The following is a 22,460-nucleotide window of genomic DNA, read 5'->3' on the forward strand; positions in this document are numbered from 1 at the left end:
TCAGCGTCGTCTTACCATGATCAACATGCCCTATCGTTCCTACATTAACATGTGGCTTCGAACGCTCAAATTTACTTTTTGCCATCACTTGTTCCCCTTTACGTGCTTTAGCTATACCAATCCCATCATGCACCTTGGAGCCCATGGCCAGAATTGAACTGGCGACCTCTCCCTTACCAAGGGAGTGCTCTACCACTGAGCTACATGGGCAAGCATAACAACATTATTAAACTTAAACCTGCAATTCTTCTAATTGGAGCGGGTGAAGGGAATCGAACCCTCGTCGTAAGCTTGGAAGGCTTCTGCTCTACCATTGAGCTACACCCGCGCATATCTCTACATCCATAGGCGAAGGCGAAAAACCATTAAGAATTAAATTAGCCACTCCCTCAACCTCATTCTCTATACCAATTCCAGACGTGGTGGAGGGGGAAGGATTCGAACCTTCGAAGGCAGAGCCGTCAGATTTACAGTCTGATCCCTTTGACCGCTCGGGAACCCCTCCAAACGAAACCAGTAATTATGAATATATTATATTCATAAGTCAATTAAGTTTTAGGCTATTTTAAGTTTTAGGCTATTAACTCTATTAGTAAGAAGCTAATAATATAGCTAGTTTTATAATATAGCTAGTTTTATTGAAGATTATTAACAACTCATTAAACCGGCTATTTTAAACGGATTCTCGGATCAACAAGTGTATAAGATATATCTGTTAGGACCAAGCCCACTATATATAGCACTGAACCCCAAAAAACCATGGCTCTCACGATCGCGAAGTCCTGTGAGTTGATAGCATCAATGGTATAGCTACCAAGACCCGGTATCCCAAAAAACGATTCAACCAACAAACTGCCTAAAAATAGCAAAGGTACTACCACAACCACACCCGTTAAGATAGGAATTAATGCATTTCCTAATACGTGTTTGAATAAAACAATGCGTTCAGACAGTCCTTTTGCTCTGGCTGTGCGTACATACTCCTTATTCATTTCTTCTAAAAAAATTGTGCGATACCAACGCACACTTGATCCAAGGCTACTTATTATGCCTATTATGACGGGCAATAACAGAAATTTTCCTGCATCCAATCCACTCTCATAGCCTGAGATAGGCACCAGATGCCATAGCTTGCTTACTAAAAATTGCCCAGCAATGATATAAAACAAGCTGGAAATCGACATGAGCGCCACGCATAGAATTACCCCCCAGAAATCGATGTAAGTTGCACGAAAGAAAACCATCAGTAACGCAAAAGTAATATGCACTATTAATCCCAGGATAAAGACGGGCAATGCAATGGCAAGACTGGGAATCATGCGCGACTTGATTTCCTGCGCAATATCCCGCCCATCATCTGCCTGTCCAAAATCAAAGATGAACATCGATATTGATTTCTCAAAAAAAATTGTTTTAGTTAACTTCTCCCATCCTTCCTTTTCCTGATTGAAAAGTAAAGGTTTATCATAGCCTCGTTCGATTTTCCATTTCTCAATTGCTTCGGGCGATACATATTTAATACCCAACTGCATACGTGCCATATCATCAGGCGTATTGACTACGAAAAACAAAGTAAAAGTAATAAGATTCACACCGATAAGAATTGGTATCGCATACAGGGCACGCCGAAGAATATAGTTAAGCATCGTCACTACTCAGTCGCAACTTTAAGATGATGGTATATTGTTTACCGCAGTGCTACTTTCTCGGCGTCGGAAAGCCATGGCTGCCGGAATAAAACTGATTATCAACATAGCCAGCATCACTGCTATTGGCCACAAGACAGGCTCATTCCATTCCCGTCGTTTCTGATCTCTCAAATTCGCATCGATCCTGAAATATTTAAGGTTATTATTCGATATTCTGTTTGGTTTTACATTCTGGTACCAGGCGTGATACAAACCATAGTCTTTTGGATGATATCCCCATAACCAAGGGGCATCATGCTGTAATATCTCTACCATACGATCGATTATTTGCTGACGCTTGGGTCCATCTTCTATGTTCTTCATCTGTTCAAATAACTGATTATATTCAGTATTATCATAATTAGCAGCATTTTCCCCATTATTGCCCACTTTACGTTGCGGCCCATACAACAAAAAAAGAAAATTCTCTGGATCAGGGTAATCCGCATTCCACCCCCACTCAAAAATCTGTGCATTTCCTTTACGGATTTTGTCTTGGAAGCGATTATAGTCAGTGCTTCTGACTACTAATTGTATATTTAGCTTCTGGAACTGCTTACGCATCCAATCAAGCTTAGACCTATCTTCCGCAGTACGTGCAGTCACATCAAAATACAGAATAAGTGGTGCGCCTGTTTTCTGATCTATTCCATCTGGATAGCCTGCTTCTGCGAGCAAAGCTTTTGCTACTTGAATAGATTTACGCTGCGGCCGATTATTAATCCAGTCATACACAACTGGATTAACGCCTTCTTTTCCTTCGCGATAGCCTGCAATACCTGGCGCAATAGGACTTTGAGCTGGCAATCCACGGCCATTTGCAAAAATTGAGATAAATTCCTCATAGTCCACAGCAATTGAAATTGCTTGCCTCAATTTCCTGGCCGACTCGCGCTGTTGCTCATTACTTCCACCAACAACGGGGTCTAACATATTAAATCCCATATAATAAGTAGATACCGCCACAGTTGTCTCCAGCCTGATTCCTTGCGCTGCCATTTCTTCGGTAACTGTTGCTTCCCCGTGCCCTACCAATTGCACAGCCTGATCAAAACTATCTGAGCCAATCCCGCTAGCATCATAATAACCTTGCAAAAACTTGTTCCATCGCGGAATGCTCTCTTTTTCTCGGGTAAAAATGACTTTGTCAATGAATGGCAATTCCCTGCCAGCGTCCATCAATAAACCATTTTCTTGATCTTCTGGCATGCCTTCGGTTGGATAATATTCACCATGGAAATTAGGGTTTCTTTCCAATACCATTCTTAAATTCGGATTATTTTCTGTGAGCATATAAGGACCTGTGCCAATCGGATACCAATCTAATGTAATGTTCTTTTGTATCAATTCCTTCTGAGAATAGAACGCATCAGCTTCCCAAGGAACTGGTGCAAAAAAAGGCATCGCTAACCAATAGATAAATTGTGGGTAATTACCTTTTATTTTGATGCGGTAAGTATATCTATCAATAACTTGCACTCCTTCTAAAGGATAATTTCTTAGATCCAGATATGTTCCTCCTTCAGATCGTTCTGGATTGACTTGTTTTAACACATCGACATAATCCTTAAGTCCTATTATATAGTCTGCCATCAGTCCATATATCGGGGAGTGCAGTCGAGGATGCGCCAGCCTCTTGATCTGATAAATATAATCTTCCGCTGTTAATTCACGTGTACCAGTTCGAGAAAAATCAGATAACTTGAATATTGAAGCTAATTCTTGATCACCTAAATTATGATACAACCAATCACCCTGCTCGTCTTTTGCAAGTGCTGGATGCGGTTGAAAAAAAATTCCTGGTTTAATTGAAATTTCATAAATACTATAAGCAACATCTGTAGCCGGCGCATCATTCTGTAATTGATGACCTTCAATATCGAAATGCCTTACCACAGGTATTTCTTTTGCCGTTAAAGGTATCAATGCAAAAGGTCGTTTCAAATAATGATACTGCAGTGGAGGCTCATAAATCTGTGCAGTAAATTGAATCTCATTGGAACTGTAGGATTGCACTGGATCAAGATGCTTAGGGCGTTCTGTAAATACACTATAAAGTATATTTTTTCCAGTATCGATTGCTGAATATGGATTATTCCAATTATGCTCATCGCAGGCCGCTAATAGGACCGCAAATGAAATCAGTAGCCACGACATATTAATCATCTTGATCATGATAACCAGAATTGAAGTTAATTTAAATAAACATCCGTACCTCGTAGACATCAGCTATTGCACAACTCCCCCTTCTCCTGTCCTTCAGCTATAATTCGTCAATTCTCTAAATTTTACAAGGAAATTATATGGGGTTTCTCAAGGACAAACGTATACTCATTACCGGACTTCTCAGTAACCGTTCAATCGCTTACGGTATCGCCAAAGCAATGAAGCGTGAAGGGGCAATATTAGCATTCACTTATCAGGGCGAAGAGGTGCGTGGGCGAGTCGAGAAACTGGCACATGAATTTGACAGTAACTTGCTATTTCCCTGTGATGTGGCCAGCGATAACGAGATCATGTTGTGCTTTGAAAATTTACAAAAACATTGGGATGGTTTGGATTGTATTATTCATTCCATTGCCTTTGCCCCACGTGAAGCATTAACTGGCGATTATCTGGAAAGTATTAATAGAGAAGCTTTTCGCATTGCGCATGACATCAGCGCCTATAGTTTCTCTGCACTTGCCAAAGTGGCGCTGCCTCTAATGCAAAGTAGGAATGGCTCATTGCTAACATTAAGTTATCTAGGTGCAGTACGGGTAATGCCAAATTACAATGTGATGGGTTTGGCTAAAGCCAGTCTTGAAGCAAATGTCCGTTTCATGGCTTCTAGCCTGGGTCCTAAGGGAATACGCGTAAATGCCATCTCTGCTGGTCCGATTAAAACTCTGGCTGCAGCCGGTATTGGAAATTTTGGAAAATTATTAGGCTATACAGAAAAGGTTTCACCGCTACGCCGCAACGTTACAATTGACGAAGTAGGAAATGTTGCAGCTTTTCTGTGCAGCGATCTAGCTAGTGGCATTACCGGAGAAATAACCTATGTTGATGCAGGTTTTAACACGGTCGCTTTTAACCTTATGGACTAATTAATTGCAGAGCTAGGTTAGAAGCTATCTTGTTTAACTTTCACATCATATTGTTTCCGGAGCCCAGCAAGATAAGAAGATACCTCTTCTTGAGTAATCATTTGTTGTAGCTGTCTATTAAAATTATTAAGCTTTGTTTCTTGTGTAGGCTCCGGTTCTATAACTTTATTAATTCGTATCAGATTAAACTCACCTCTTGGATTTGCTGCTCCTACATACACTGGCAGACTACTGGTCTCTACTCTGAAAATTGCTCGCAGAGTTTCATGATCTAAGCCTTGCGATTGCATGTAAGATACTTGCTTGGCTTCACCCCAGCTGACATCAGCATCTTCACCGGCCTGTAAGCGTGCAAGTTTTGCTTCTCCTTCTTCAATTGCCTTTGCTTCAGCCATTTGCCTCTTGAGCTTCTCAATAATTTGATCCTTAACCGTCATTAATGACTGCGCAGCGGCAGGTTTATGTTCAATGACACGAGCCGATACCAATGTATCGGGTTTCACTTCGATAGCTTCGGTATTACGCTGATTAGAAATCGCATCATCAGAAAAAACAGCTGATAGCAATTTTTCATTAGCAATAATAAAAGGTTCTGTTGAATTTCTTGTGATCCAATCCGATTGTTGTATCGTTAATCCAAACTTTTCTGCTGCTGCTTGAAGGCTATCAGATTGTTCATAGACAACATTTCTGAAATCCTCAGTAATTTCCCCAAAAACGCTTCCCACCATCTGCAGTTTCAGCTTATTCTCAATTTGTTCTCGCACATCTTCCAGGCTGGGGCGTCTTTGTTCCTTAATATCAGTTAACTGGATCACATGTAAGCCAAAATCGGTTTCTACAATGTCACTGATCTCACCCAATTGCATAGAGAAAATCTTATCCTCAAAAGACTTAACCATTACACCGCGACTAAAGAAACCAAGGTCTCCGCCGCGAGCTGCAGAACCAGGATCATCCGAGTGTTCTTTTGCGATTTCTCCAAATTGCTCTGGATTCTGCTTAACTTGTTCTAATATATTTTCAGCTTTCTCTCGAGCCAACCGCCTCTCATCTTCTGAAGCATCAGTCGAAACACTGATCAAGATGTGGCTGGCCTTGCGTTCTTCAGGTTGACTAAATTCGTCTTGATGTTCTGCAAAATAAGCATTGACCGCTTCGTCACTGACTGTTTCATTTTTAGCGACTTCATCCAGTGATAAAACTAAATATTCAATCCGCACGCGCTCAGGTAAATGAAAATCCGTTTGATGTTTTTCATAGTAAGCATTAATATCCGCTTCTTCCGGTGTCACTTGCGATAAAAATTGTTCTGGTTCTATCTTCGATTGACTGACTTCACGTTGCACTTCACTTAAATATCTCACTTTTTCAGCGACTGTTTTAGGCGCAAATCCATTTTCACTATAGCCATCTAGCAATTGCTGCAATAAAAGCTCTTGACGCACACGCGATTCAAATATTGTCGGTGTCAACCCTTGATTGCGCAATAACTCCTCGTACTGCTGCTTAGAAAATTTATTATCTTTCTGAAAAGCAGGTACATCACGAATTGTTTTTATAAGTTGCGAATCAAGAACAATAAATTCATTGCTAATGGCTTCTCGGCGAAGTAATCGTTGTTGAATGAGCCTTTCCAGAACTGAATTTTTTACTTCGAAACTATCCAGCATTGCACTGTCAAAATTAGCACCCAGCATGGCTCGCATTCTTTCGTGATGATCGCGCAAAGCTTGTTCGTACTCACGACGCGGTATTTCTTCCCCATCAACTATTGCAACATAGCCCTCGTCACCCATATTACGATATGATTCAACCCCCCAAAACAAAAAGGGCAATACCGCCAACCCCATTATGACTTGAACGACACGTTTCTTACGGTTGACAAAATCAAACACAATTAGAACCCGAAAATACGAAGAAGTGGAAAAAAAATCGAAAAATTATCGTTACTGTAACTGATAAATTTTATTTGGCGGAGTGGACGGGACTCGAACCCGCGACCCCCGGCGTGACAGGCCGGTATTCTAACCAACTGAACTACCACTCCTAGAACTCGTTAAACTGACTGGTGGGTGCTGACGGGATCGAACCGCCGACATTCGCCTTGTAAGGGCGACGCTCTACCAGCTGAGCTAAGCACCCAATCATAAAGCTCGCTAGTTTACTGCATCTTTTAGTGCTTTACCAGCACTGAATTTAGGAACCTTTGCTGCTTTGATTTTAATAGCGGCACCAGTACGTGGATTACGGCCTGTACGTGCAGCTCTTGTACCAACTTTAAAAGTTCCAAATCCGACCAGCGTTACACTTTCGTTTTTTTTAAGCGCCCCTTTTATTGCGGTTAATGCACCATCTAACGCACTACCTGCTGAGGCTTTGGAAATTTTAGCTGACTTTGCGATAGCTTCGATAAGTTCGGATTTGTTCATATAATTCCCCTTCTAAGTTAATGGTAATTAAATCACAAGCAAGTACTGCAAACGTTCTTATATCAAGCTGTCAACGCCTGGTCAAGCAAATTAAGGCTTCCCGTTACATCGCTGATTTAGTCATTTCACTCATTTTGACAAGAACTATCATTAGCATTAACTTTAAGTCTATAAAAACTAACCACTCTATTCTAAAGCTATCCAGAATTTCTTGATAAAATTTTATATCAATAAATCTCTGTTTTTTGTTCCCGATTTAACAACACTTCAACCGCATTTCGAGCTGCCACACCCTCATGAAGAATACTGCAAACTGCTTGGGTAATAGGCATTTCAATATTTAACTGATTACCTAATCGCAATACTGATCGCGCCGTATGTACCCCCTCAGCAACATGCCCTAATTCATTCAGAATATCGCTTAATGACTTCCCTTCAGCCAGCATCAATCCCACTTGCCTATTTCGCGACAAATCGCCAGTACTCGTCAGAATTAGATCACCAACCCCAGCTAGTCCCATAAAAGTCTTCATATTCCCACCCAAGCCGAGCCCTAATCGGGTAATCTCCATTAGTCCCCGTGTAATTAATGCAGCGCGGGCATTATGCCCAAACCCAAGGCCGTCAGAGATGCCTGCTGCAATGGTAATCACATTCTTTATGGCACCCCCTGTTTCCACGCCAATCACATCCTGGCTGGTATAAATACGTAATCTCGAACTATGCAATTCAGTGGCCACCTTGCATGAAAAATCTGTATCTTTAGATGCTAGCGTTAACGCAGTAGGCAAACCTTGCGCTACCTCTTCCGCAAAACTAGGGCCAGAAAATACCCCACAGGACGGCAATACAGTAGAGTATTCTTCTTCAACTATTTGATGAGGCAACTTGGAGGTTTGCGATTCAAATCCTTTACAACCCCATAGAATGGGTACTCTAATTTTGCTTGCTGCAATTGCGCGCAAAGTTTCACGTAAACCAGCAATAGGCACAACAATTAAAGCAAGATCTGCGGTGTCTAATGCCTCAGTAAGTACTGCCGTGATTTTCAAAGACTCTGGTAAACCATAACCTGCCAAGAAATTTTGATTGACTCGATGAGTCCCCATCTCTTTCGCGTGATCTGGATCCTTCGTCCACAGACTGACTTGATGGCGTGCCGATAAATTAATTGCTAATGCTGAACCCCATGCACCTGCACCTAATATGGCAATTTTCATGAACCCCAAACCTGATTGACTTTGACATAACCAGTTTGTCCATCGGAGTGACGCACTCTTACCCAGCCCTTAGTATCGGAATCCAGCCATTCCAAAACAATATTTTCTTCAGCTTGGAATACTAGCATTGAATTCGTCTCTGCGGATTGGTATATATCAGCGAGCGGCACTGTCACAACTACATAACGTTGTTGACTTAATGCCTTTTTCTCAACCCACGCAAGACTGCCGCTACTATCGCGTACTTTTGCCCAACCTTCCACATCTACGATAACCTCAACTGGAAGATGAAGACTTGCCACATATAGCTTATCCGCTCTGAGGGATGGTGCGTCATACATCACAACAGCGTTCTCTGCTATTGAAAAATATTCCATCTCAGCAATTGTGTAACCAGGCACAAACAACAAGATGCCAGTCAAAAAAGCATTTACTTTGCTTTTTAACGAGAATACCTTAATCAAGTCTTTTCTCATTGACATACATTGTATTATCCTTCAGTTCTTTCTAATTTTTATTGGTTCTCGTTTTTATGGGCCTCTGCTTTTTTTTGGTGATAGATTGCTTCAAAATTTACTGGACTGAGAATGACGGGTGGAAAGCCGGCGCGTGTCACAGTATCTGACACGACTTCACGCAAATAAGGAAATAGGATATTCGGACACCCAATCCCCAGAACGGGATCTATTTCTTCATCCGATAAGTTTCGAATACGAAAAATCCCTGCTTCATGAACTTCAACCAGAAACATTGTTTTGTCTTTGATTTTAGCTGTTATTGTCACTGTTAATAGCACTTCATATAGCCCTTCATCAATACTCTCATGCTTACCCCCGAGCTGCATGTTAATCTCAGGCGCATCTCTTTCTAAAAAAATAGTGGGCGCATTAGGAATTTCCAAAGACAAATCTTTTACATAAATTTTTTCTATGGCAAAAATTGGTTGCGGCTGTTCGCTCATCTTTATTTTTACTCGGAAGAATGTTTAATAAAAAGTTAACGCATCAAACTGGAACTGCCTTCATTCCAATTATGATCCCGTTATCAGTAGTGCAGACAACTCACCTTTGCGATCGAGTTGTGTTAAATCATCATAGCCACCCACATGCCTCTCGCCAATATAGATTTGTGGAACCGTGCGACGTCCTGTTTTATCTATCATTTCCATGCGCTGCGCAGGTTCCAGATCAATGCGGATTTTTTCAATATCTTGGACCCCTTTTGCGCGCAACAGACTTTCTGCCATTTTGCAATAAGGGCAAAAACCTGTTGTATACATAGTAACTTTAGGCATGACCTTTTATCTTTTAACGATAGGTAAATTTGCGCGCTTCCAGGTATCAATACCGCCCATCAGATTAAATACCTGAGTAAACCCATTCTTTTTTAGAATTAAGCTGGGATGATTCGATCGAATACCGCTACGATAGATAACCACAATAGGTTTTTCTTTAAATTTTTGCAGCTCGACCCAGCGCTCTTCAATTTTTTCGGAAGGGACATGCTTTGAATTAGGCAAATGACCTGCCGCATATTCACTATCATCGCGAACATCAAGCACCAATGCATCTTGATAATTGATCAATTGTACAGCAACGCGCGTATCTATTTCTTTAATTCCGCGCTGTGATACTAACGGCCACAGTAACAATAAGCCACTCACTACCGCAGTAATTATAAACAACAAATTCTCGAGCCTAAGAAGAAAATGATCTTGAAATAATGATAGTTCCATATAATTTTTATTTTCCCAAGTAGATTAATTTTATCAGAAACTAGAAAATCGCGAGATTTTGTCAACTTCACTAGCTAAATTTATGCATATTAACACCATGCCTGCAAGTCTTAAATCTTTATACATTTCTAGCACTTGAAACCCTGCTTGGAAAAGAGCCTATTCAAATCAAAATTGCATTCTTATTTTTCACAGAAAAGTCGATAGCTCATATTATATTCGCGTAAAAAATCAGCCAGATGCTGCATTTCAAAGTAAAATATAATAAAATATGAGGGAATTTTTACCCTTGATCATTCCCCCTTACAAAGATAAATATGAAGAAAATTGTTCTCCTTCGGCATGGAGAAAGTACCTGGAATAAAGAAAATCGTTTTACCGGTTGGACAGACGTTGATTTAACGCCTAAAGGCCTACAAGAAGCCCAAAATGCTGGGCGACTTTTACGAGAACAAGGTTATGCGTTTGATATTGCATACACATCTGTTCTCAAGCGCGCAATCCGCACGCTATGGATAACACTTGATGAATTGGATCAAATGTGGATTCCGATTCAGCATAGTTGGCGATTGAATGAACGTCACTATGGTGCGCTTCAGGGATTGAACAAAGCTGAAACTGCTGTTAAATATGGGGATGATCAGGTCTTGATTTGGCGACGCAGCTATGACACTAGACCACCTGCATTAACAATCGATGATGATCGTTACTCAGGCGCTGACCCTCGCTACAAAAACTTGAATCGTAATGAAATACCCTTGACCGAGTGCCTCAAAGATACTGTTGCAAGATTTTTACCTTACTGGAATACAACCATTGCACCTCAAGTTCAAGCAGGTAAAAGCGTTATCATCGTGGCACACGGCAACTCATTACGGGCACTGGTTAAATATCTGGATGATATGTCGGAGGAAGAAATTCTAAACTGCAATATCCCTACGGGTATTCCATTGGTCTATGAGCTAGATGACGATATGAAACCCATCCAAAACTATTACCTGGGAAATCTCTCCGAGATTCAAGAAGCCATGCAGATGGTGGCCAATCAGGGAAAATCAAAGGCTTAAGAATATAGTTGAACAACATACAATATTGGGAATCGGTACGTTTAATTTTATCTATATTCAGTGTCTTCAAAATAATGCTGATTTGCATTTTGACTTCTTTTTACCCATTTTCAGCTTTTTCTGATAATCAAGAGAATCTTAAAGCATTACGCGAACGTATCCAGTCCTTGCAAAAGGATCTGGCAGATAGAGAAATAATAAAACAGAATACCTCAGACACCTTACAGGAAGCTGAACGCACAATCAGCGCTATTAATCATAGGCTAACCAAACTCATTGAGCATGACCGGCAAGCTACTGAAGAATTCAAACAATTACAAATACAGCAAAGACAAATTAAAAGCGAAATCGAGACAGAACGCAATCAACTAGAAAAATTGCTTTATCAACAATATTTGGGAGGACAGCAAAGTTACTTGCGGTTAATATTGAGTCAGCAAGATCCTAACCAAATTGCAAGAGATATGCATTACTACAAGCAGCTTTCACTCGCGCGCTCAAGCAGCATTCAGAATCTTCAGGATAACCAATATAAAATTAATGCCTTAGCCGAGGAGAGCCACCAGAAAAAAAAAGAGATCACTGCTGTTCAAAGCGAATATTTCGAACAACGTAAAAAACTTGAACAGGAAAAGAGCAGGCATCAGATTCTGCTGACTCAGATATCCGGTCAAATTATCCAACAACAACAAGAAATTAATAAACTCGAAAATGATGAGAAACGCCTCACTAAGCTAGTCAATGAGATTAATAAATTACTTGTTCAAGTGAAATCTAAGGGTACACTGATCAGTAACAAACTTCCTGATGCTTCCACCTCGGGTATTCCTTTCTCATCACTCAAGGGCAAGTTAAATTTGCCAGTGCGAGGGAAACTTCTGAATAGCTTTGGTGGTCAACGCTCAGGTAAGCAAGTGACGTGGAAGGGATTGTTTATTCAATCACGGAACGGCAACGATGTAAAAGCTATTTCTGAAGGTAGAGTGGTATTTGCAGACTGGTTGAGGGGTTTCGGCAATCTGATCATTGTCGATCACGGAAACGGCTATATGAGCCTTTATGGCAATAATGAAACTCTTCATAAGCAAGTAGGTAATGTTATTCGAGGAGGCGATACAATAGCAACAGTTGGGAATAGCGGTGGTAATGCAGATTCGGGTTTATACTTTGAACTGCGTCATAGAGGCAAACCATTTGACCCTATGACATGGATAAAAATAGAGTGAACATAATATTATATTTATTGATATCAATTCGATCAGTGCGGAGATAGCATCATGAGTAACGTAATCAAAAAAACAAGCTTAATTCTAATTGGCATAATCACTGGAATGATGCTTAGTCTGAATTTCTCTGCGATTGCCAAAAAAGACAATCTGGAAGCAATTCATCCGCTCCCAATCGAAGAATTACGTACATTTGCCCAAGTATTCGGTCGAATTAAGAGTGATTATGTCGAATCTGTAGAAGATAAAAAACTCATTACCGAGGCTATCAATGGTATGTTGGTTGGATTAGATCCTCACTCATCTTATCTTGATAAAGACGATTACAAAGAATTACAAATCGGAACACAAGGTGAATTCGGTGGACTCGGCATTCAGGTTACGATGGAAGATGGTGTAGTAAAAGTTATTTCACCCATTGAAGATACGCCGGCGTTTCGCGCGGGAATCAAAACTGGCGATTTGATTGTTAAGCTGGATGATATTGTTGTAAAAGGCATGACGCTGAATGATGCCATAAAGCTCATGCGTGGCAAACCCAAAACTTCGATAAAGATCACGATTGTACGAGAAGGTGAGTCGGAACCGCTCGTTTTTAATTTAGTACGTGACATCATAAAAATCCAGAGTGTCAAATCAAAAATGATTGAACCAGGTTACGCTTATATCCGTATCACACAATTTCAAGAACAGACGGGAGAAAATTTAGCGCAAGCCATCAAGACACTCTTTGCTGAGAATACTGGATCGATGAAAGGGCTCATATTGGATTTGCGTAATGACCCCGGTGGATTACTCAACGGTGCTGTCGCTGTATCAGCCGCTTTTCTTCCAGCAAATGCACTGGTTGTGTATACGGAAGGACGCAGTCCTGACGCTAAAATGAAGTTGCATGCAACTCCAGAGTATTATCTACGCGGCCCTGATGAAGATTATTTAAAAGGATTACCTCCCGAAGTCAAAACAGTACCAATGATTACTTTGGTCAACGGCGGCTCTGCTTCTGCATCAGAAATTGTAGCGGGCGCTTTACAAGACCATAAACGCTCTTTAGTAATGGGATCACAAACATTTGGTAAAGGATCTGTCCAAACAATATTGCCATTAGGAAATAATACTGCGATTAAACTGACAACTGCCCGTTATTTCACGCCTAATGGTCAATCCATCCAGGCTCAAGGAATTACACCTGATATTCTGGATGAAACTGATAATGGTGATGAAGAGCGTTTACGTGAAGCGGATCTGAACCGCCATCTGTCCAACGGCAAGAAAGCAGAGACAAAAGCAAAAGCGGTTCTTGAAACTGAGAAAGCAGCGCAAAAGCCTGTAAATAGCAAGAAAGAGAAAAAAGATAAAGAAAAGAAAAGCAGAACACCTATCGAATTTGGCTCTGCAGAAGATCTTTTGTTAACTCAAGCGATGAATTACTTTAAGGGTATTACTTCATCATCGCCCGAGAGAAAGAATGAAAAAACAGATAGCTGATTTCAAGGACAGTGAATGACAACCAATTACTCCGGTATAGCCGTCATATTCTGCTATCACAAATTGATATCGAAGGACAGGAGAAGCTTAATCAATCAAGCGTATTAATTGTTGGCGCTGGCGGTCTGGGTTCTCCTGTAGCAATGTACCTTGCGGCTAGTGGAGTGGGTAACCTGATCATCTGTGATGGTGATCAGGTTGATCTGACCAATCTGCAGCGGCAAATTATTCATAATAGCGATTCAATCGGCCAGGCTAAGGTTCTCTCGGCAAAACAATCACTCGTTAAAATTAACCCGGAAGTAAATGTCATCGCGATCCAGGAGCATGTGGATGCCATAAAACTCCGGCAGCTTGCTGCAGAAGTAGATGCCGTAGTTGATGCCAGTGATAACTTCAGCACCCGTTATCATGTGAACTACGCTTGCGTCTTGCATAAGAAACCTCTGATTTCTGGCGCCGCAGTACGTTTTGACGGTCAAGTCAGTGTGTTTGATTTACGATACTCAAATAGCCCATGCTATCACTGCTTATATCCAGCCGATGGAAGGCACGAGGACATGCCCTGCGCAGTCATGGGTGTGTTTTCGCCACTGGTGGGTATCATCGGTTGCATGCAAGCCGCGGAGACACTAAAAATTTTATTAAATATCGGTGAAAGCCTAAATGGTCGCCTCCTATTATTGGAGGGTCTTACGATGAACTGGCGTTCAATCAAGCTGCACAAAGACCCGGCTTGCCCGGTATGTTACACAACAATACCCACACCCACTTATGCTGTCGCAATAAGCCGTTAATCTTTGCACCTTAAAGAAGCTCAGATGGAAGTAAAGTCAATCGCTGTAATTCCCAATTAGCAAGCGGGTCGCGCCTGAACTCACTTTTCACAAACTGATACCAGCGGCCAATAACAAAGCACATGAATAAATTAGCTTGCGCCGCAATGTCAAAGCTGGCATTTATTTGTCGCTCATTGACTGCAAATCGTAATGCCTGCTTTAAAGTTGCCTCCAGCCGATCGTGCAGCTGATTAATACGCAACTGCAAGTGCTCATTTTCATTAACCAGCGCATCACCGATTAAGAGACGAGTCATACCCGGATTTTTTTGTGAGAAACCCAGTAGCAGCAGGAGTAGATTTTCAATCCGCTTAGCGCCACAATTTTCTTCTTGCAAGATCTTATTAATCAATACGAATAACGTTCGCTCAATAAATTCAATCAAAGCTTCAAACATCCGAGATTTATTGGAAAAGTAGCGATATAGCGATGACTCAGAAACTCCCAGTTGAGCGGCTAGTGCTGCGACAGTAACTCTTATTCTTTGAGGATGCTCCAGCATCCCGGCCAGAGCTTGCAAGATCTGATCTTTCCTCTCGTTTGATTTTATTGATTGAGATGCGCGTTTCAATTGGATAGCGGTGAATAAATAAAAAAGCAATAGCTAAAATATAGCAAAATAATAAACCCGCGCGAAAACTATTCAGCGCTTAACTCAGATTCTTGCTCATCAGTTTATTGAGCGAATACTCAATAATCATTCTAAATCAATACCCATAATAATATCGCGCAAACTAGACCTGTTTACCTTAAACAAGCTAAAATTGCCAATTTTTGGGTTTCTGCTCATGCACACTTGGCGAAGAGCATCGATATACGCTAAGACATCAATTGCACTGACCATAGGTAACTTTGATGGTGTCCATTTAGGCCATCAAGCCATATTGACGCGCCTAAAAGAAAGGGCCCATAAGCTAGGACTTCCTGCTTGTGTAATGACTTTTGAGCCGCATCCGCGTGAATTTCTTGCACCGGCTCAGGCGCCTGCACGACTGACCAGTCTACGGGAAAAACTGAAATTAATCGCCCAGGCAGGAATCGACTGCATTCATGTTTGCCGCTTCAACGATAATTTTGCCAAAATCAGCCCTGAACAATTTATTACGCGCATCTTGAATCGAAAGTTATCAGTCCGCTGGTTATTGGTAGGAGATGATTTTCGTTTTGGTGCTCGGCGTGCTGGTGATTTTGCTATGCTACAAGCTTTTTCAGCAACAAATGGCTTTGAAGTGGAAGTCATGCCCAGCGTGACCATGGATGGTCAGCGTGTCTCCAGCACCACTATCCGGCAAGCACTTGGCGGCGGCGATCTGAATACAGCCACAAAATTGTTGGGTAAGCCATACAGCATCAGTGGACGTGTGATCGATGGCGATAAATTAGGCCAGCAAATCGGATTTCCAACTGCGAATATCCAATTGAAAAATCCTCATCCCCCCCTTTCGGGTATTTTTGTAGTAGCCGTCCATGGCGCCATCCAATCGTCACCCGCAACAATATTGCCTGGCGTTGCCAGTCTGGGTGTGCGGCCTACAACCCATGAGAATGGCAAACTCGTACTGGAAGTACATTTATTTGATTTCAGCTATAAAATTTATGGGCAGTACTTACAGGTTGATTTCCTGCATAAGCTGCGTGATGAAGAAAAATATGCAGACATCGACACGCTCATCCAGCAAATTAAGCAAGATGTCGCGCAGGCCAAGGACTTTTTCAAAACAACCCCAATTCATTCAAGTAGTGTATGCAGCGCCCTTTAACTCACCCATTTTACAGTCATGACTGATTATAAAAAAACTCTCAATTTACTCGACACGCCTTTCCCGATGCGTGGCAATCTCGCCAGCCGTGAACCCGGCATGCTTAAAGCCTGGCAAGAAAAAAATCTGTATCAAAAAATCCGCTCTGTCAGCAAAGGACGCCCTAAATTCATCCTGCACGACGGCCCTCCTTATGCTAATGGCGACATTCATATCGGTCATGCGGTTAACAAGATTCTCAAAGACATCATCATTAAAAGCAAAACCCTGGCTGGTTTTGATGCGCCTTATGTCCCGGGTTGGGATTGCCATGGCTTACCCATCGAACATCAGATCGAGAAAAAACAGGGCAAGCATTTGCCCGCCGGCAAGGTGCGCGAGCTTTGCCGTGCTTTTGCCAGGGAACAGGTAGAACGTCAGAAAGCTGACTTCATACGCCTGGGTGTGTTGGGCGACTGGGATAATCCTTATCTCACAATGAATTTCAAAACAGAAGCCGACATTATTCGCGCACTCGGAAAAATTTATCAGAACGGTTATCTGTATCAGGGCCAGAAACCGGTCAATTGGTGTATTGATTGCGGTTCTGCATTGGCTGAAGCGGAAGTGGAATATGAGGACAAAACCTCACCCGCCATTGACGTAGGTTTCGCAGTCCAATCATCCGACTCCGATGCAAGCCAGCAACTCAACGGCGCCTTTGGTATCCCCATTCCTGCGGATACTCAAGCCTATGCCATCATCTGGACTACCACGCCCTGGACATTACCGGCTAACCAAGCAGTCAGCGTCCACCCTGATTTCGACTATGCACTGGTGCAAACTGCGCGTGGATTATTGATACTCGCCCGTGAGCTTAAACAGACCTGTCTGGAACGTTATAACTTAACGGGAGAAATACTGGCTATCTGCAAAGGTCAGGCGCTGGAACATCTGCCTTTACAGCATCCGTTTGAGCAACGCACAGTAAAAATCATTTGCGGCAAGCATGTCACACTGGAAGCCGGGACAGGACTTGTACACACTGCGCCAGCACATGGTCTGGACGACTATTTTGTCGGACAGAATTACAACTTGCCCTGCGAAAGCCCGGTTGACGGCAATGGCAAGTTTATTGCCAATACGCCTTTGGTTGGCGGTCTGTCGGTATGGAAAGCCAATGATGTCGTCATTGACACACTCAAAACCAGCGCGCATTTATTTTGCCTAAAAAAAATCGACCACAGCTATCCTCATTGCTGGCGGCACAAAACTCCCATCATTTTTCGTGCTACACCGCAATGGTTTATTGGCATGAACCTGTACCGCACAGCTGATGTAACTGCACAGAAAAAAACCTTGCGCGAACTGGCCATGCAGGCGGTAGAATTCACGGCATTTTACCCAGCCTGGGGTAGAGCCCGGCTGGAAGCAATGATTAAAAACCGTCCGGATTGGTGTGTATCACGCCAGCGTAATTGGGGGGTTCCGATGACCTTTTTTGTACATAAGGATACCCACACACCACATCCACGGTCACTCGAGCTGCTCGAACAGGTAGCGCAAAAGGTAGAACAGCAAGGTATCGAAGCCTGGTTTGCGCTGGATGCTGCTGAATTGCTGGGAGAAGAAGCCAGGGATTACAAAAAACTGACCGATACGCTGGACGTCTGGTTTGATTCTGGCACCACGCATGACACTGTCGTTAAGCCCGATGCACAGCTAAAATTTCCGGTTGATCTGTATCTGGAAGGCTCCGACCAGCATCGCGGCTGGTTTCAGTCTTCGCTGCTGACCGGCTGCGCCATTGATGGCCGTGCGCCTTATGACGCGCTGCTTACGCACGGTTTTGTGGTGGACGGCAATGGCCATAAAATGAGTAAATCCAAAGGAAATGTTATTGCACCCCAGAAAGTAATGGATACTTCCGGCGCCGATATTCTACGTTTGTGGGTAGCATCAACTGATTATTCCGGTGAACTCTCTATCTCTGAGGAAATTCTGAAGCGTGTGGTAGAAAGTTACCGACGCATTCGTAATACACTGCGTTTTTTACTGGCCAATCTGATGGATTTTAATCCAAAGACAGATCTGGTTGACATCACAGACTGCCTTGAAATTGATCGCTACATGCTGGCATTTACAGAAGCCTTCCAGGAAGATTTAACGCTAAGCTATCAGCGATATGAGTTCCATCAAGTCGTGCACAAGTTACATAATTACTGCTCTGAAGATCTGGGCGGTTTCTATCTGGATATCCTCAAGGATCGCCTGTACACGGCAGCGACCAAAGGCATGCCGCGCCGTTCGGCACAAACTGCGCTGTACCATATCGCACATAGCCTGGTGCGTTTGTTTTCGCCGATCCTGAGCTTTACCGCGGAAGAAGTATGGGAACACCTCACGAATGACACCGAGGGCAGCGTGCTGTTACATTGCTGGCATCATTTTCCATCGCAGCCAGATACCGGGCTACTGCAACAACGCTGGAAGAAAATACGCACTTTGCGCTCTCAAGTACTGAAAAAACTGGAAGATTCCCGTACGCAGGGAGAAATCGGTTCTTCATTGGCGGCAATCGTTGAAATATCACTCAACAGCGAAGACTTTGCTCTGCTCAATACATTGGGCGATGACTTGCGCTTTGTGCTGATTGCCTCGGAAGTTAAACTCATTCAGGTCAGTAACGCGCAACAAGAATGTATTGTTGTTGCGCCAAGCAGATATGCAAAATGTGAGCGCTGCTGGCATTACCGCCAGGATATAGGCCATCATAGAGAGCATCCGACTTTGTGCAAACGCTGCATCACCAATCTGTATGGCAATGGTGAAGAACGGCATTATGCTTAACCTTTTTAGAGAGAATTTCTCATTATGAAGCTTTACATTAGCCTGAGCATTGCGTTAATCGTTCTGATACTGGACCTCGCCAGCAAATATTGGGTAGAGTCTATGCTAGAGTTTGGTCAGAAAATCCCACTCACCAGTTTTTTTAACTTGGTATTAACCTATAATCCAGGCGCCGCCTTCAGCTTTCTGAGTGAAGAATCCGGCTGGCAACGTTGGTTCTTGAGTGGCGTTGCAGGCATTGCCGTTGTTCTGATCATCTATCTGCTCAATAAATACCAATCTGAGAAATTGTTCTGCCTGTCATTAAGTTTGATTTTGGGCGGAGCTTTGGGCAATTTATACGACCGCATTACACTGGGCCATGTCATCGATTTTCTGGATTTTTATATCAGCAACTATCACTGGCCAGCCTTCAATGTCGCCGATTCAGCTATTTTTATCGGTGCTGTGCTGATGATTTATGAAAGCTTTCAGCATAAGAGAAATCCGCAAAGTACCGGCAAAAAAATTAAGTAATCGCCCGCAATCCCATTCCTGATAAATTATCTTATCGACTAGATTTTTTTCCTTCGTAATCGGATTTTGTAAGGTATAGCCGTTTTCTTTCATTTTATAGCCTCCATAAGCTCCCGCACCAGCAGCTATCAACGTCCAGCAACCGGATAGCAGCGGCAGCATTATCAGAAACACAATCATACGTAACGTCTGTTTTCTTTTCATGATGGATTCCTGTTCAAAATATCTAAAATCTTTTTACGGCAAATTTATTAATTGTTCAGATTATAAATTATCCATCAAGTTTATAACTGCTTTACAGCATTTGTTTAAGGCATGCATAATCAAAGAAACGGAGAAAACAGTGATATTGATCACTAAAGAATATGGCTGACGATCAAACATCATCAAAGAACTCTCAAGAGGACACAACAGGCCGCCCTGCTTCCAAGGGGCGGCAGATGCTAAGTAAATGGGCATCTACATTTATTATTCTCCCTCTAATCGGGATGGCGATATCGGCTGTCTTACTCTCGAGGATCGCCGAATGGTGGGCCGGACCTAAAGCCTATCACGTGTATGTAGTCGGAGACTTTAGCGGGCAAAATCGTCAGATTGCAGATGAACTCTGGAAAGGTATATCTGAAGAATTTGAAAAGACTTCAATTAATAATATTCCGGTCAATCTGCAGCGCATCGATGACAAAGGATCCACCGAGAACGCCAAGATGCTGTCCGGGAAATTGGCGGAGCGCGTCGATACTTTAATGGTGATCGGTCACATGACAAGTTCAAAGAGTCTGATGGCACTTCCAGCCTATCTCCAAACCGAGCCGCCGATTCCTGTTATTCTTCCGATAGAGACTAACCCGAATCTGCTCCCTCCCACCATCGCCGAGAATCATCAGTATTATCCAATTTTTAGGTTCTCACCGACCGACAAGGAGCAAGCAAAAACTGCTGCGGAGCTCGCGCTCGCCGAAAGACTTTCTAAAGAGAACAATGCCAAAAGAGACAATGTCAAGGCGTTTTGGATCGTCAGCGATCCAACCAACCCTACTTACTCTGATTTCCTCATCAATGAATTCATTGCCGCACTTCAAGAAAAAAAGCAAGTCACTGTCTTACTTTCTTCCAGTATGACGCTTCCTTCATGGGATATACTGAAAAACATCGATTGCATTTTCTTTATAGGCAAATGGTCTAATGCCCGTGTTCTGCTTGAACAAGTCGGCACTCTCTGGACTGACTCACCCCTTCCCAGGATAATTTTGAGTGACACTGTCGTGGAGGCAGCCATATTTAATCGGATTCAAACTGAGACTAAACTTCCTGAACTCTACATCACTCACCCAATGCCAGTGGATAATTTTCAAAAGGATGGTTATGCAAAACGAGGAAGGGACATTGGCTCTATTGTTAATGATCTTCTCGCCGATACGAGCTTGCATTTTGCGGAGGAAATGCAACGCCAGAGTTTAGTACATTACTGGCTCAAACAGCTTTTCAATATACGTTATGTAACTGATGCACGTCAGGTCTTACGAATCGTTATGGAAAGGGCCGCTATCTGGGACAATCGCCGCTTTGCTGGAGAATTGGACGAATATGTCTTCAACAAAGATGGCTTAAGAGAAAATAGCCGTTTTCACATCTGGCATCTTTCAGAATTCACTGAAGACAAGAACATCTTCAAAGAAATCGACCTGAAGTCGATTCACTTGAAGCCAATTCCATAGTCTAAAAAACGAAGCTGCGGTTATGTTGGCATAAGCGTTTAACGCTACGCATTTGCCGTTCTTCTGTTTTAGCTATTGAAAAAGCCAATCACAACAACCCATTAATTCGATCTGCCGGACTTCGCAGAAAGCTTAAGATCAATGAGAAAGAAACTGAGAAAACTTGGATCTGATTTATTCAATCAGATCACCAAACTCAGAATCAGGCAATTACAACATCCGCTCAGCTCACAAAAAAAATTGCGCATCATTCCCATATCTTCGTGTTCCAGGTTATGGCAGTGATAAAGGAATAAGCCGGTATAATTCTCAAATGGTTTAATAATTTCAACCTCTTCACCAGGCATGACTAAAACAGTATCTTTCCAGCCACTGTCTATGAATCCATCTTTAACCGTATCATAGCCGTTCTCCCGATCGTTTTGCGTTCGCGAAAGAATTTGGAACTGCTGACCATGCAGATGAATAGGATGCGGTTGCGACATCATCATTCCCATCCTGCCTCGACCACCGCGCACTCCACCACCCATCATTCCATGGCTTTCATGAAATATCCTGATTTTTTATTTGAAATAAATGGCCAATAATAGAATAGCTTTAACAAAAACTATACTACCTCAAGTTATTATCGAGACGAGACGATAAGATTTCTATATGCAAGCTTTCGGAAGTCAAGCACTACTAAGTGTGCTGATTAACTGAAATAAATGTTAAGCCAGGGTATTATTTTTTTAATTTTGCAAGTGATTGAAAAGACCCGGTTCACATAAGCAATTTATTGTAACAGTATCAATCTTCCTGAAATTAGCTTTACTGCAAATTTATTAATAGCATGCGTGAGCATATTTGCACC

Annotated in this window: 21 protein-coding genes and 5 tRNA genes; 9 read left to right on the forward strand and 17 right to left on the reverse strand. The window is 42.4% G+C overall.

Translation table 11 applies throughout. The annotated features are described in order from the left end of the window. The 6 genes from BM021_RS16030 to BM021_RS05630 all read right to left on the reverse strand — a co-directional run. A partial coding sequence (locus tag BM021_RS16030) for a GTP-binding protein (protein ID WP_090718653.1) occupies positions 1–85 on the reverse strand: 85 nt, incomplete at its 3' end. A 50-nt stretch (positions 86–135) separates the two neighbouring features. Next, positions 136–210 (reverse strand) — tRNA-Thr (locus BM021_RS05610). A gap of 44 nt (positions 211–254) precedes the next feature. Further along, positions 255–328: transfer RNA gene (locus BM021_RS05615), tRNA-Gly, on the reverse strand. A 92-nt stretch (positions 329–420) separates the two neighbouring features. Beyond that, positions 421–505: transfer RNA gene (locus BM021_RS05620), tRNA-Tyr, on the reverse strand. 163 nt (positions 506–668) lie between these two features. Beyond that, positions 669–1,646 (reverse strand): ABC transporter permease, encoded by a 978-nt coding sequence (locus BM021_RS05625; protein WP_090719745.1) that lies wholly within the window; start codon positions 1,644–1,646, stop codon positions 669–671. A gap of 21 nt (positions 1,647–1,667) precedes the next feature. Beyond that, positions 1,668–3,845 (reverse strand): ABC transporter substrate-binding protein, encoded by a 2,178-nt coding sequence (locus BM021_RS05630; RefSeq protein ID WP_177186305.1) that lies wholly within the window; start codon positions 3,843–3,845, stop codon positions 1,668–1,670. A 146-nt stretch (positions 3,846–3,991) separates the two neighbouring features. Here BM021_RS05630 and fabI point away from each other — a divergent pair, with 146 nt between their 5' ends. Next, positions 3,992–4,777, forward strand: coding sequence for an enoyl-ACP reductase FabI (fabI, locus tag BM021_RS05635; protein ID WP_090719749.1), 786 nt, complete (start codon positions 3,992–3,994; stop codon positions 4,775–4,777). A gap of 17 nt (positions 4,778–4,794) precedes the next feature. Here the strand turns inward: fabI and BM021_RS05640 are convergent, their stop codons facing one another. The 9 genes from BM021_RS05640 to BM021_RS05680 all read right to left on the reverse strand — a co-directional run bounded on the left by BM021_RS05640 (position 4,795) and on the right by BM021_RS05680 (position 10,113). Beyond that, complete coding sequence (locus tag BM021_RS05640; protein WP_090719751.1) at positions 4,795–6,675, reverse strand: SurA N-terminal domain-containing protein; 1,881 nt, start codon at positions 6,673–6,675, stop codon at positions 4,795–4,797. 75 nt (positions 6,676–6,750) lie between these two features. Continuing rightward, positions 6,751–6,827 (reverse strand) — tRNA-Asp (locus BM021_RS05645). A gap of 19 nt (positions 6,828–6,846) precedes the next feature. Then, positions 6,847–6,922, reverse strand: a tRNA-Val gene (locus BM021_RS05650). 14 nt (positions 6,923–6,936) lie between these two features. Further along, the gene (locus BM021_RS05655) at positions 6,937–7,209 is read right to left on the reverse strand and encodes an HU family DNA-binding protein (protein ID WP_013648000.1); all 273 of its coding nucleotides are present in this window, start codon (positions 7,207–7,209) and stop codon (positions 6,937–6,939) included. A 227-nt stretch (positions 7,210–7,436) separates the two neighbouring features. After that, on the reverse strand, positions 7,437–8,429 hold the full coding sequence (locus BM021_RS05660; protein WP_090719753.1) for an NAD(P)H-dependent glycerol-3-phosphate dehydrogenase: 993 nt from the start codon (positions 8,427–8,429) through the stop codon (positions 7,437–7,439). Next, positions 8,426–8,911 carry an SH3 domain-containing protein gene (locus BM021_RS05665; RefSeq protein ID WP_256207797.1) on the reverse strand — a complete coding sequence of 162 codons (486 nt, stop codon included), beginning with the start codon at positions 8,909–8,911 and terminating at the stop codon, positions 8,426–8,428. Before BM021_RS05665 ends, BM021_RS05660 begins: the two co-directional genes overlap by 4 nt. A gap of 32 nt (positions 8,912–8,943) precedes the next feature. Further along, positions 8,944–9,390: a protein-export chaperone SecB gene (gene secB, locus BM021_RS05670; RefSeq protein WP_090719755.1), complete on the reverse strand. Its 447-nt coding sequence runs from the start codon at positions 9,388–9,390 to the stop codon at positions 8,944–8,946. A gap of 69 nt (positions 9,391–9,459) precedes the next feature. Further along, on the reverse strand, positions 9,460–9,723 hold the full coding sequence (grxC, locus tag BM021_RS05675) for a glutaredoxin 3 (protein WP_090719757.1): 264 nt from the start codon (positions 9,721–9,723) through the stop codon (positions 9,460–9,462). A 6-nt stretch (positions 9,724–9,729) separates the two neighbouring features. After that, positions 9,730–10,113: a rhodanese-like domain-containing protein gene (locus BM021_RS05680; RefSeq protein ID WP_371116169.1), complete on the reverse strand. Its 384-nt coding sequence runs from the start codon at positions 10,111–10,113 to the stop codon at positions 9,730–9,732. A 368-nt stretch (positions 10,114–10,481) separates the two neighbouring features. On the opposite strand from BM021_RS05680, the gene gpmA reads away from it, so the two are divergent. Genes gpmA through BM021_RS05700 form a run of 4 tightly spaced genes read left to right on the forward strand, consistent with a single transcriptional unit; the run spans position 10,482 to position 14,742 of the window. After that, a complete protein-coding gene (gpmA, locus tag BM021_RS05685) occupies positions 10,482–11,231 on the forward strand; it encodes a 2,3-diphosphoglycerate-dependent phosphoglycerate mutase (protein WP_090719761.1) in 750 nt (249 codons plus the stop codon). Positions 11,232–11,239: 8 nt separating this feature from the next. Continuing rightward, positions 11,240–12,457 (forward strand): murein hydrolase activator EnvC family protein, encoded by a 1,218-nt coding sequence (locus tag BM021_RS05690; protein ID WP_256207798.1) that lies wholly within the window; start codon positions 11,240–11,242, stop codon positions 12,455–12,457. Between the two features lie 51 nt (positions 12,458–12,508). After that, complete coding sequence (locus BM021_RS05695) at positions 12,509–13,945, forward strand: S41 family peptidase (RefSeq protein WP_090719764.1); 1,437 nt, start codon at positions 12,509–12,511, stop codon at positions 13,943–13,945. An 11-nt stretch (positions 13,946–13,956) separates the two neighbouring features. Then, positions 13,957–14,742: a HesA/MoeB/ThiF family protein gene (locus BM021_RS05700; protein ID WP_090719766.1), complete on the forward strand. Its 786-nt coding sequence runs from the start codon at positions 13,957–13,959 to the stop codon at positions 14,740–14,742. Between the two features lie 10 nt (positions 14,743–14,752). Here BM021_RS05700 and slmA read toward each other — a convergent pair whose 3' ends face one another. Further along, positions 14,753–15,355, reverse strand: coding sequence for a nucleoid occlusion factor SlmA (gene slmA, locus BM021_RS05705; RefSeq protein WP_090719833.1), 603 nt, complete (start codon positions 15,353–15,355; stop codon positions 14,753–14,755). 217 nt (positions 15,356–15,572) lie between these two features. On the opposite strand from slmA, the gene BM021_RS05710 reads away from it, so the two are divergent. The 4 genes from BM021_RS05710 to BM021_RS05730 all read left to right on the forward strand — a co-directional run bounded on the left by BM021_RS05710 (position 15,573) and on the right by BM021_RS05730 (position 21,607). Beyond that, positions 15,573–16,544, forward strand: a complete 972-nt coding sequence (locus BM021_RS05710) for a bifunctional riboflavin kinase/FAD synthetase (protein WP_090719835.1) — start codon at positions 15,573–15,575, stop codon at positions 16,542–16,544. Between the two features lie 18 nt (positions 16,545–16,562). Then, positions 16,563–19,373 carry an isoleucine--tRNA ligase gene (gene ileS, locus BM021_RS05715; RefSeq protein WP_090719768.1) on the forward strand — a complete coding sequence of 937 codons (2,811 nt, stop codon included), beginning with the start codon at positions 16,563–16,565 and terminating at the stop codon, positions 19,371–19,373. A 24-nt stretch (positions 19,374–19,397) separates the two neighbouring features. After that, positions 19,398–19,889: a signal peptidase II gene (gene lspA / locus BM021_RS05720; protein WP_090719770.1), complete on the forward strand. Its 492-nt coding sequence runs from the start codon at positions 19,398–19,400 to the stop codon at positions 19,887–19,889. A gap of 365 nt (positions 19,890–20,254) precedes the next feature. After that, positions 20,255–21,607, forward strand: a complete 1,353-nt coding sequence (locus BM021_RS05730; RefSeq protein WP_090719775.1) for an ABC transporter substrate-binding protein — start codon at positions 20,255–20,257, stop codon at positions 21,605–21,607. A gap of 182 nt (positions 21,608–21,789) precedes the next feature. On the opposite strand, the gene BM021_RS05735 is transcribed toward BM021_RS05730, so the two are convergent. Next, entirely contained in the window at positions 21,790–22,140 is a 351-nt protein-coding gene (locus BM021_RS05735; RefSeq protein WP_371116172.1) for a multicopper oxidase domain-containing protein, read from the reverse strand. Between the last annotated feature and the right edge of the window lie 320 nt (positions 22,141–22,460).

Origin of the sequence: Nitrosomonas sp. Nm166 (assembly GCF_900112825.1) — a bacterium.
In the GTDB taxonomy this organism is placed as follows: domain Bacteria; phylum Pseudomonadota; class Gammaproteobacteria; order Burkholderiales; family Nitrosomonadaceae; genus Nitrosomonas.

Coding starts and splice junctions, on each gene's coding strand:
- BM021_RS05660 (WP_090719753.1), bottom strand. CDS start 8,429: ATGAAAATTGCCATATTAGGTGCAGGTGCATGGGGTTCAGCATTAGCA.
- gpmA (WP_090719761.1), top strand. CDS start 10,482: ATGAAGAAAATTGTTCTCCTTCGGCATGGAGAAAGTACCTGGAATAAA.
- lspA (WP_090719770.1), top strand. CDS start 19,398: ATGAAGCTTTACATTAGCCTGAGCATTGCGTTAATCGTTCTGATACTG.
- fabI (WP_090719749.1), top strand. CDS start 3,992: ATGGGGTTTCTCAAGGACAAACGTATACTCATTACCGGACTTCTCAGT.
- BM021_RS05665 (WP_256207797.1), bottom strand. CDS start 8,911: ATGTCAATGAGAAAAGACTTGATTAAGGTATTCTCGTTAAAAAGCAAA.
- grxC (WP_090719757.1), bottom strand. CDS start 9,723: ATGCCTAAAGTTACTATGTATACAACAGGTTTTTGCCCTTATTGCAAA.
- ileS (WP_090719768.1), top strand. CDS start 16,563: ATGACTGATTATAAAAAAACTCTCAATTTACTCGACACGCCTTTCCCG.
- BM021_RS05730 (WP_090719775.1), top strand. CDS start 20,255: ATGGCTGACGATCAAACATCATCAAAGAACTCTCAAGAGGACACAACA.
- BM021_RS05695 (WP_090719764.1), top strand. CDS start 12,509: ATGAGTAACGTAATCAAAAAAACAAGCTTAATTCTAATTGGCATAATC.
- secB (WP_090719755.1), bottom strand. CDS start 9,390: ATGAGCGAACAGCCGCAACCAATTTTTGCCATAGAAAAAATTTATGTA.
- BM021_RS05630 (WP_177186305.1), bottom strand. CDS start 3,845: ATGTCGTGGCTACTGATTTCATTTGCGGTCCTATTAGCGGCCTGCGAT.
- BM021_RS05625 (WP_090719745.1), bottom strand. CDS start 1,646: ATGCTTAACTATATTCTTCGGCGTGCCCTGTATGCGATACCAATTCTT.
- BM021_RS05710 (WP_090719835.1), top strand. CDS start 15,573: ATGCACACTTGGCGAAGAGCATCGATATACGCTAAGACATCAATTGCA.
- BM021_RS05655 (WP_013648000.1), bottom strand. CDS start 7,209: ATGAACAAATCCGAACTTATCGAAGCTATCGCAAAGTCAGCTAAAATT.
- BM021_RS05735 (WP_371116172.1), bottom strand. CDS start 22,140: ATGATGGGTGGTGGAGTGCGCGGTGGTCGAGGCAGGATGGGAATGATG.